Below are 8,917 nucleotides of genomic sequence, written 5' to 3' on the forward strand. Positions count from 1 at the left end.
ATGGAGCAGTTTAACCCGGTCGATCACCCGCATCGCCGCTATAACCCGCTAACGGGTCAATGGATTTTAGTTTCGCCACATCGGGCGAAACGCCCCTGGCAGGGCGCGCAGGAAACCCCTGCGCAAGAAAAACTTCCGGCACACGATCCGGACTGTTTTCTTTGCCCAGGGAATACGCGCGTTACCGGGGATAAAAATCCCGAGTACACCGGCACTTTCGTTTTTACCAACGATTTTGCGGCGCTGATGACGAACACGCCCGATGCCCCAGTGAACCACGATCCCTTGATGCGTTGCGAAAGCGCGCGCGGTACCAGCCGGGTTATCTGCTTCTCTCCCGACCACAGTAAAACATTGCCAGAGCTTACGCTTCCCGCTCTGGAAGAAGTCGTACAAACCTGGCAACAGCAGACCGCTGAACTGGGGCAGACATACCCGTGGGTTCAGGTATTTGAAAACAAAGGCGCGGCCATGGGCTGCTCCAACCCACATCCTCACGGACAGGTTTGGGCAAACAGCTTTTTGCCTAATGAGGTCGCCCGTGAAGATGCCCTACAACGTGAATATTTCGCCCACCAGGGCACCCCAATGCTGCTGGACTACGTGCAGCGTGAACGGTCGGACGGTAGCCGCACCGTGGTTGAAACCGAACACTGGCTGGCCGTCGTCCCTTACTGGGCAGCCTGGCCGTTCGAAACGCTGCTGCTGCCCAAAACCCACGTCCTGCGTATCACCGACCTCAGTGCAGAACAAGGTGCTGACCTGGCGTTAGCGCTGAAAAAACTCACCAGCCGCTATGACAATCTCTTCCAGTGCTCCTTCCCCTACTCAATGGGCTGGCACGGCGCACCGTTCAACGGTGAAAGCAATCAGCACTGGCAGCTTCACGCGCATTTCTACCCGCCGCTGCTGCGCAGCGCCACGGTACGTAAATTTATGGTCGGCTATGAAATGTTGGCCGAAACCCAACGCGATTTAACCGCAGAGCAAGCCGCAGAACGCTTGCGTGCCGTCAGTGATATCCATTTCCGCCAGTCAGGAGCGTCATTATGAGTCTGAAAGAGAAAACCCAGCGTCTGTTCGCTGAACAATTTGGCTACCCGGCCACCCACGCTATTCAGGCCCCTGGCCGTGTAAACCTGATTGGTGAACACACCGATTACAACGATGGTTTCGTGCTGCCCTGCGCGATTGATTACCAGACGGTTATCAGCTGTGCCAAACGAGACGACCGTATCGTGCGAGTTGTTGCCGCCGATTATGACAATCAACAGGACAGCTTCTCCCTTGATGCCCCTATCGTCTCGCATAACACGCAACAGTGGGCTAACTATGTTCGCGGCGTAGTGAAGCATCTGCAGAAGCGAGATAAAAACTTTTCCGGCGTGGATATGGTGATCGGCGGGAATGTGCCGCAGGGCGCAGGGTTAAGCTCGTCAGCCTCGCTGGAAGTCGCGGTCGGCAAAGTCTTCCAGCATCTGTACCACCTGCCTCTGGATGGCGCTCAGCTGGCCCTCAATGGCCAGGAAGCAGAGAACCAGTTTGTCGGCTGCAACTGCGGCATTATGGATCAGCTGATTTCCGCCCTTGGCAAGAAAGACCACGCCCTGCTGATTGATTGCCGCTCCCTCGGAACGAAAGCGGTCTCCATGCCAAAAGGCGCTGCAGTAGTCATCATCAACAGTAACTTCAAGCGCACGCTGGTGGGTAGCGAATACAACACCCGCCGCGAACAGTGTGAAACTGGTGCCCGTTTCTTTAGCCAGAAAGCCCTGCGCGACGTTGAGCTGGCAAAATTCAATGCCGTAGCGCACGAGCTGGATCCAATTGTTGCCAAACGTGTTCGTCATGTGCTGACCGAAAATATCCGTACCGTGGAAGCCGCAGATGCACTTGCCAAAGGTGACCTGGTTCGCATGGGCCAGCTGATGGCCGAATCTCACGCCTCCATGCGCGATGATTTCGAAATCACCGTGCCACAAATCGATACTCTGGTAGAGATCGTCAAAGCGACGATTGGCGAGAAAGGTGGCGTACGTATGACCGGCGGTGGTTTTGGGGGCTGTATTGTCGCCCTGGTGCCCGATGATCTCGTTCCGGCCGTGAAACAGGCTGTGGAAGAACAGTACGAGAGCAAAACCGGGATTAAAGAAACCTTCTACGTTTGCAAAGCCTCCGAAGGAGCAGGTCAATGCTAAAAGAGACGCCGCAGCTGGCGCCGGACGGCCAGCCGTTTCGGCTTACCACCCTGCGCAATAGCGCGGGGATGGTTGTCACCCTGATGGACTGGGGCGCGACCTTGCTTTCCTGTCGGGTGCCGCTCAAAGACGGTAGCGTGCGGGAAACGCTGCTGGGCTGCGCTTCGCCTGAGCAGTATTTACAGCAAAGTGCCTTTATGGGTGCGACCGTCGGGCGCTACGCTAACCGTATTGCCGGAGGGAAGCTTACCGTCGGCGGTGAAATGCTCCAGCTTGAGATTAACCAGGGCGAAAATCAGCTTCACGGCGGGCCGGAAGGCTTCGACAAACGCCGCTGGCGCATTGCCGTGCAAAATGAGCAGGCTGTGACGTACGCGCTGGATTCCTGCGATGGCGATCAGGGTTTCCCCGGTAAATTACACACCACGGCGCGCTATGCCTTAACGGAAGATAACCGCATCAGCATCGAGCTTCGTGCCACCGTCGATAAGCCGTGCCCGGTCGGTCTCACCAACCACGCCTACTTCAATCTTGACCGCGTTCAAAGCGATGTGCGGCAGCATAAACTTCAATTGCTGGCCGACAGCTATTTACCGGTCAACGCCAGCGGCTTGCCTGCTGGAGACCTGAAAGAAGTAGTCGACACCAGCTTTGACTTTCGTGAACCTAAAACGCTTGCACAAGATTTTCTGGCCGACGCCGATCAGCAAATCACCAAAGGCTACGACCATGCTTTCCTGCTGCAGGCCAAAGGCGATCTCAGCCAACCCGTGGCACGACTCTGGTCCACCGACGGTGCGCTGGAAATGAACGTGTTTACGACGGCGCCCGCGCTACAGGTCTATAGCGGAAACTATCTGGCGGGCACCCCTGCACGCGATCAAGAAAGCTACAGCGACTGGAACGGTCTGGCGCTGGAGAGCGGCTTCCTGCCGGACAGCCCAAATAACCCGGAATGGCCGCAGCCGGACTGCTGGTTAAAACCGGATGAGACGTATCTCAGCATTACGGAATACCAGTTTCAGCCCCATTAAAACCCATTGCCCTTTTCATTAAGGGCAATTTCTCACCAAATCGCTGACTTTCCCGCCAGATCGAGCCAAAAATATAACAACCTTTTACAACCACCTTACACTCCACGCGCTTTTTCGCTATGTTAAACGTTTATCATTGCCGTGGCTTATGGCGCGGCAATATAATGATAATTGTTATCATTAATCCCAGGCTCATTAAGGAGTAAATCATGGCTGTTACTAAGCTGGTACTGGTTCGTCACGGCGAAAGCCAGTGGAACAACGAAAACCGCTTCACTGGTTGGTATGATGTTGATCTGTCTGATAAAGGTCGTACCGAAGCTAAGGCTGCCGGTAAGCTTCTGAAGGATGAAGGCTTCACTTTCGACTTCGCTTACACCTCTGTGCTGAAACGTGCCATCCACACACTGTGGAACATCCTCGATGAACTGGACCAGGCCTGGCTGCCGGTCGAGAAATCCTGGAAACTGAACGAGCGTCACTACGGCGCCCTGCAGGGTCTGAACAAAGCGGAAACCGCTGAAAAATACGGTGACGAGCAGGTTAAACAGTGGCGTCGCGGCTTCGCGATCACCCCACCAGAGCTGTCTAAAGACGACGAGCGCTTCCCTGGCCACGATCCACGTTACGCTAAACTGACCGACAGCGAACTGCCAACTACCGAAAGCCTGGCGCTGACCATCGACCGCGTAACGCCGTTCTGGAATGAGTCCATTCTGCCACGCATGAAATCCGGCGAGCGCGTTATCGTTGCGGCTCACGGTAACTCCCTGCGCGCACTGGTTAAATACCTGGATAACCTGAGCGAAGATGAGATCCTCGAGCTGAACATCCCTACCGGCGTACCGCTGGTTTATGAGTTCGATGAGAACTTCAAACCGCTGAAACGTTACTACCTGGGCAACGCTGACGAAATCGCAGCGAAAGCCGCCGCAGTAGCCAACCAGGGCAAAGCGAAGTAATTCTCCGCCCATGAAAAAAGGCGTGGTAAGCACCACGCCTTTTTTATTGCTCAAATCAGGCCATTAGCCGCGACGAGCTTTTACCGCAGCAGCAAGCTGACGCAGCGCCACTTCTGTATCATCCCAGCCAATGCAGGCGTCGGTAACGCTTTTGCCGTAGACCAGCGGCTCGCCGCTCTCCAGGCTTTGGTTGCCTTCTACCAGATGGCTTTCAATCATCACGCCGATGATAGCCTTTTCGCCGCCGGCAATTTGGCCACAAACGTCGGCAGAAACATCCATCTGCTTTTTAAACTGTTTACTGCTGTTGGCGTGGCTGAAATCGATCATCACCTGTGGCTCAAGCCCCGCTTTAACCAGGCCAGCTTTGACCTCTTCCACATGCTTCGCGCTGTAGTTAGGCTCTTTGCCGCCACGCAGAATAATGTGGCAGTCACCGTTCCCGCTAGTGTTAACGATAGCGGAATGGCCCCACTTGGTTACGGACAGGAAGCAGTGCGGCGCTCCAGCAGCGTTGATGGCATCAATCGCAACTTTGATCGTGCCGTCGGTGCCGTTTTTAAAGCCAACCGGGCAAGAGAGGCCGGAAGCCAGTTCGCGGTGTACCTGTGATTCAGTGGTACGCGCGCCAATAGCGCCCCAGCTCATCAGATCCGCCAGATACTGAGGCGTGATCATATCGAGGAATTCCCCCGCCGCTGGCAGGCCGGAATCGTTGATATCCAGCAGCAGTTTACGCGCAATACGCAGACCGTCGTTAATCTGGTAGCTGCTGTCCATGTGCGGATCGTTAATCAGACCTTTCCAGCCCACGGTAGTGCGTGGTTTTTCGAAATAGACGCGCATCACCACTTCCAGTTCGCCCTGAAGCTCTTCACGCAATGCCAGCAGGCGCGCGCCGTACTCTTTGGCGGCTTTGGTGTCGTGGATGGAGCAAGGCCCGATCACCACCAGCAGGCGATCGTCGCTGCCTTTAAGGATTTTATGGATCGCTTTACGCGCCTGAGAGACAGTGTGGGCAGCTTTTTCAGTGGCGGGGAATTTTTCCAACAGCGCTACAGGGGGGAGAAGCTCGTTAATCTCTTTAATTCTTAAGTCGTCGTTCTGATAATTCATGATATTTCCGGGGTCGTCCTGATATTTTTCTTCGTTGCAATCCTTTCAATCTAACTCGCATAACCACAAGTGTAAACGGGCTTTTACACTTCTAATAAATTAATCCTGAAAACTCGAAAAAAACAGTGAAAACAGAATGAGAATCGATGGATTAACGCCATGTTTCAATGCTTACCACTGAAGGATGTTAAATTTTCAATATTGAATGCTATTTTGAAAATTAAGGTCCCATTCCCATTTTTGACTCGCAGGATTTTTCAGCCTCTTTCAACCAGTTGAAACCATGGAGCAGTTATAATTAGCCCACCGGGATTAATTTTTTGCGAGAGATCATGGCGCATTCACACCAACATACCTCTGCTGATAGCAACGTAAAACGCCTGCTGTTTGCCTTTCTCATCACGGCAATTTTTATGGTTGCCGAAGTTATCGGCGGCCTGCTTTCCGGCTCGCTGGCTCTGCTGGCCGATGCCGGCCATATGCTCACCGACGCAGCAGCGCTGCTGTTTGCTTTGTTGGCCGTGCATTTTGCTCGTCGGCCGCCCAACGCCCGGCATACCTTTGGCTGGCTGCGCCTGACGACGCTTGCCGCTTTTGTAAACGCTATCGCTTTGGTGGTTATCACCATACTTATCGTCTGGGAAGCGATTCAGCGCTTCTCAAATCCTCAGCCTATTGCAGGCTGGGCAATGCTGACCATTGCGATCGCCGGGCTGCTGGCGAACCTGGTCTCTTTCTGGATCCTGCACAGCGGCAGCGGAGAGAAAAACCTCAACGTCCGTGCGGCAGCGCTGCATGTTCTGGGTGATTTGCTGGGTTCAGTGGGGGCAATTGTGGCCGCGGTGGTGATCCTCTGGACCGGCTGGACGCCGATTGACCCAATCCTGTCGGTGCTGGTGTCCTGCCTGGTGCTACGCAGCGCCTGGAGTTTGTTGAAAGAGAGCGTCAATGAGCTATTAGAAGGTGCGCCGGGCGCCATCGACATTGCAGCCCTGAAGCGCAATCTTTCCCGCTCGATACCAGAAGTGCGTAACGTGCATCATGTCCATATCTGGCTGGTAGGTGAAAAACCGCTGATGACGCTGCATGTTCAGGTTGTACCGCCCCACGATCATGATGCTTTGCTGGCGCGCATACATCACTTCCTCGAGCACGAGTATCAGATAGAGCATGCCACGGTACAGATGGAGTATCAGGTTTGTCACGGCCCTGACTGCGACCTGAATGAGCATGACCACAGCGCTGGTCATGCCCATCATCACCATTGATCAGGAGAAGGCGCGCGAGCCGGACTGCCGCGCGCTGTTAATCCACATCCGGCTGCCATTCAGCGCAATGAACGTCAGAATGAGGTATTCCAGCGACATCGCGTAAACGCCCTGCAGGGCAAAGATAACCACGCTGATGACGTTAATGACCGTCCACAGCAGCCAGTTTTCCACGTATTTCCGGGTCATAAGAATCATCGCCACAATCGACAGCACCATCATGCACGAGTCCCAGAACGGATAGGCGTCTGGCTGTAGTTCCGGCAAGGTGACGTTCAGCCCCAGACTCTGCATCACAGACACCGCAACCCGGGTCAGGAAGGCAAAGACCGGATCGATAAACAGCGTCATCAACCCAATCGCTGCGACGATAATCACCAGCCATGCAATTGCCTTAGGCAAAGGTAGCCAGCGAATTTGCAGCAGGGATTGATGGTTACTGCTTTGCCGCGACCAGGCGTACCAGCCGTAAATGTTCGCCACAAAAAAGAACAGCTGCAAAAGAAGGCTGGCGTAGAGCTGAATCTGAAAGAAAATGATGGCAAACAGCGTGACGTTAATTAACCCGAAGGCATAGTTGCCTATCTTCTCCAGGCTGGCAAGCCAGATACATAGCAATCCCGCCAGCGTTCCCACGGCTTCAATCCATGATAAGTCATACCCGCCCGCCCCAATGGGGATGTGGACGAGAATGTTCTGCGTGCTAAAAAAATCCATGAACTCCCCAGAGCGTAATACTGTTACGCGTTGCCTTTAATCTTTCGACGCAATTCTGCCGCAAAGTCTAGCATGCGATTAAGTGGAACCAGCGCGCCTTCACGCAGCGCCGCATCCACTTCAATCGTGTGTGCGGCCCCGCCCTGATCCAGCCCCTCAGCAATCGCTTTAAGCCCGTTCATTGCCATCCACGGGCAATGTGCACAGCTGCGGCAGGTTGCCCCTTCTCCTGCGGTTGGCGCCTCCAGTAGCTCTTTGTCCGGACACGCCTGCTGCATTTTATAAAATATCCCGCGATCTGTAGCCACAATAAGCTGCTGGTGAGGCAGAGTTTTAGCCGCATTGATCAGTTGGCTGGTCGAGCCTACAGCATCGGCCATATCCACCACGGCCTGCGGTGATTCAGGATGAACCAGCACCGCTGCATTCGGGTACAGCGCCTTCATCCGCGCCAGCGCCTGAGTTTTAAATTCATCATGTACGATGCAGGCACCCTGCCAGCACAGCACATCGGCACCGGTCTGCTTTTGCACGTAGCTGCCAAGGTGGCGATCCGGTGCCCAAATGATTTTCTCACCCAGGCTGTCGAGATGCTCAATCAGTTCTACCGCAATACTGGACGTCACGACCCAGTCCGCCCGGGCTTTTACCGCCGCAGAGGTATTAGCATAGACGACCACCGTGCGATCCGGGTGCTGGTCGCAGAAAGCGTTGAACGCCTCAATCGGGCAGCCGAGATCCAGTGAGCATTCGGCATTGAGGGTAGGCATTAAAATGGTTTTTTCGGGGCTAAGGATTTTCGCCGTTTCGCCCATGAAACGAACCCCTGCGACCAGTAACGTGGACGCCGGGTGGGTAGCGCCGAAGCGAGCCATCTCGAGCGAGTCAGAAATACACCCGCCGGTCTCTTCCGCAAGAGACTGGATTTCCGGGTCGGTGTAGTAGTGTGCCACCATCACCGCATCCCGCTCTTTAAGCAGGCGCTTGATTTTTTCACGATAAAATTGTTTTTCATCCCTGCTCAAAGGCGTGGGTTTCGGTGGGAAGGGATAAATCGCAGTTTCCGGGTCAAACATTACGCTCATCATGCAATCTCGTTTTACTGACTTAACATTACAGGCCAAATCAAGCGTAATTTACGCCATCTTCGGCACTCATTGTTTTATATGCTAAACAAGATAGCGAAATTTAGTCGAAATGTCGTGGGTTATTGCTCGATGCGCAGAGAGAAACAGAGCAGTGGGGAATGAGTGCCGGGAATGACAGGGTTTTCAAATCGCAGATAGTAGAAAGGCGCCTTTAGGGCGCCTTTCTACACTGGTGGGTCGTGCCGGATGATTTCACCCTACGGGTCGTCGCAAGCGACGGGCAAAATCAAAAAGCGATTTTGTCGAACCTGCTGCAGGCTCGAACCCTGCCCGAATTCAGAATAGCAAAAAGGCGCCTTTAGGGCGCCTTTCTACACTGGTGGGTCGTGCAGGATGATTTCACCCTGCGGGTCGTCGCAAGCGACGGGCAAAATCAAAAAGCGATTTTGTCGAACCTGCTGCAGGCTCGAACCCTGCCCGAATTCAGAATAGCAAAAAGGCGCCTTTAGGGCGCCTTTCTACACTGGTGGGTCG

General features: G+C 54.2%; 8 protein-coding genes. 5 read left to right on the forward strand and 3 right to left on the reverse strand.

What is annotated here, in order from left to right; translation table 11 throughout:
* From galT to gpmA, 4 genes are all read left to right on the forward strand, one after another.
* The gene (gene galT, locus WFK85_RS21750; RefSeq protein WP_166995318.1) at positions 1-1,053 is read left to right on the forward strand and encodes a galactose-1-phosphate uridylyltransferase; all 1,053 of its coding nucleotides are present in this window, start codon (positions 1-3) and stop codon (positions 1,051-1,053) included.
* Positions 1,050-2,198: a galactokinase gene (gene galK, locus WFK85_RS21755; protein WP_166995316.1), complete on the forward strand. Its 1,149-nt coding sequence runs from the start codon at positions 1,050-1,052 to the stop codon at positions 2,196-2,198. The genes galT and galK overlap by 4 nt, the downstream gene beginning before the upstream one ends.
* Entirely contained in the window at positions 2,192-3,232 is a 1,041-nt protein-coding gene (galM, locus tag WFK85_RS21760) for a galactose-1-epimerase (RefSeq protein ID WP_336709353.1), read from the forward strand. The genes galK and galM overlap by 7 nt, the downstream gene beginning before the upstream one ends.
* 209 nt (positions 3,233-3,441) lie before the next feature.
* On the forward strand, positions 3,442-4,194 hold the full coding sequence (gene gpmA, locus WFK85_RS21765) for a 2,3-diphosphoglycerate-dependent phosphoglycerate mutase (RefSeq protein WP_008456186.1): 753 nt from the start codon (positions 3,442-3,444) through the stop codon (positions 4,192-4,194).
* A 63-nt stretch (positions 4,195-4,257) separates the two neighbouring features.
* Here the strand turns inward: gpmA and aroG are convergent, their stop codons facing one another.
* Positions 4,258-5,310: a 3-deoxy-7-phosphoheptulonate synthase AroG gene (aroG, locus tag WFK85_RS21770; protein WP_008456184.1), complete on the reverse strand. Its 1,053-nt coding sequence runs from the start codon at positions 5,308-5,310 to the stop codon at positions 4,258-4,260.
* A gap of 332 nt (positions 5,311-5,642) precedes the next feature.
* Between aroG and zitB the strand changes: the two genes are divergently transcribed.
* Positions 5,643-6,578 (forward strand): CDF family zinc transporter ZitB, encoded by a 936-nt coding sequence (zitB, locus tag WFK85_RS21775; RefSeq protein WP_166995312.1) that lies wholly within the window; start codon positions 5,643-5,645, stop codon positions 6,576-6,578.
* On the opposite strand, the gene pnuC is transcribed toward zitB, so the two are convergent.
* Together pnuC and nadA are read right to left on the reverse strand one after the other, a co-directional pair.
* The gene (gene pnuC, locus WFK85_RS21780) at positions 6,579-7,295 is read right to left on the reverse strand and encodes a nicotinamide riboside transporter PnuC (RefSeq protein ID WP_166875773.1); all 717 of its coding nucleotides are present in this window, start codon (positions 7,293-7,295) and stop codon (positions 6,579-6,581) included.
* Positions 7,296-7,318: 23 nt separating this feature from the next.
* Positions 7,319-8,380, reverse strand: coding sequence for a quinolinate synthase NadA (gene nadA, locus WFK85_RS21785; protein ID WP_336709389.1), 1,062 nt, complete (start codon positions 8,378-8,380; stop codon positions 7,319-7,321).
* Positions 8,381-8,917 lie beyond the last annotated feature (537 nt).

The sequence above is a fragment of the Cedecea sp. VD22 genome (assembly GCF_037150195.1).
Lineage (GTDB): Bacteria > Pseudomonadota > Gammaproteobacteria > Enterobacterales > Enterobacteriaceae > Cedecea.

Bases quoted from the DNA above. Each gene is read 5' to 3' on its own strand.
- galT (WP_166995318.1), top strand. From the start codon at position 1: ATGGAGCAGTTTAACCCGGTCGATCACCCGCATCGCCGCTATAACCCG.
- galK (WP_166995316.1), top strand. From the start codon at position 1,050: ATGAGTCTGAAAGAGAAAACCCAGCGTCTGTTCGCTGAACAATTTGGC.
- galM (WP_336709353.1), top strand. From the start codon at position 2,192: ATGCTAAAAGAGACGCCGCAGCTGGCGCCGGACGGCCAGCCGTTTCGG.
- gpmA (WP_008456186.1), top strand. From the start codon at position 3,442: ATGGCTGTTACTAAGCTGGTACTGGTTCGTCACGGCGAAAGCCAGTGG.
- aroG (WP_008456184.1), bottom strand. From the start codon at position 5,310: ATGAATTATCAGAACGACGACTTAAGAATTAAAGAGATTAACGAGCTT.
- zitB (WP_166995312.1), top strand. From the start codon at position 5,643: ATGGCGCATTCACACCAACATACCTCTGCTGATAGCAACGTAAAACGC.
- pnuC (WP_166875773.1), bottom strand. From the start codon at position 7,295: ATGGATTTTTTTAGCACGCAGAACATTCTCGTCCACATCCCCATTGGG.
- nadA (WP_336709389.1), bottom strand. From the start codon at position 8,380: ATGAGCGTAATGTTTGACCCGGAAACTGCGATTTATCCCTTCCCACCG.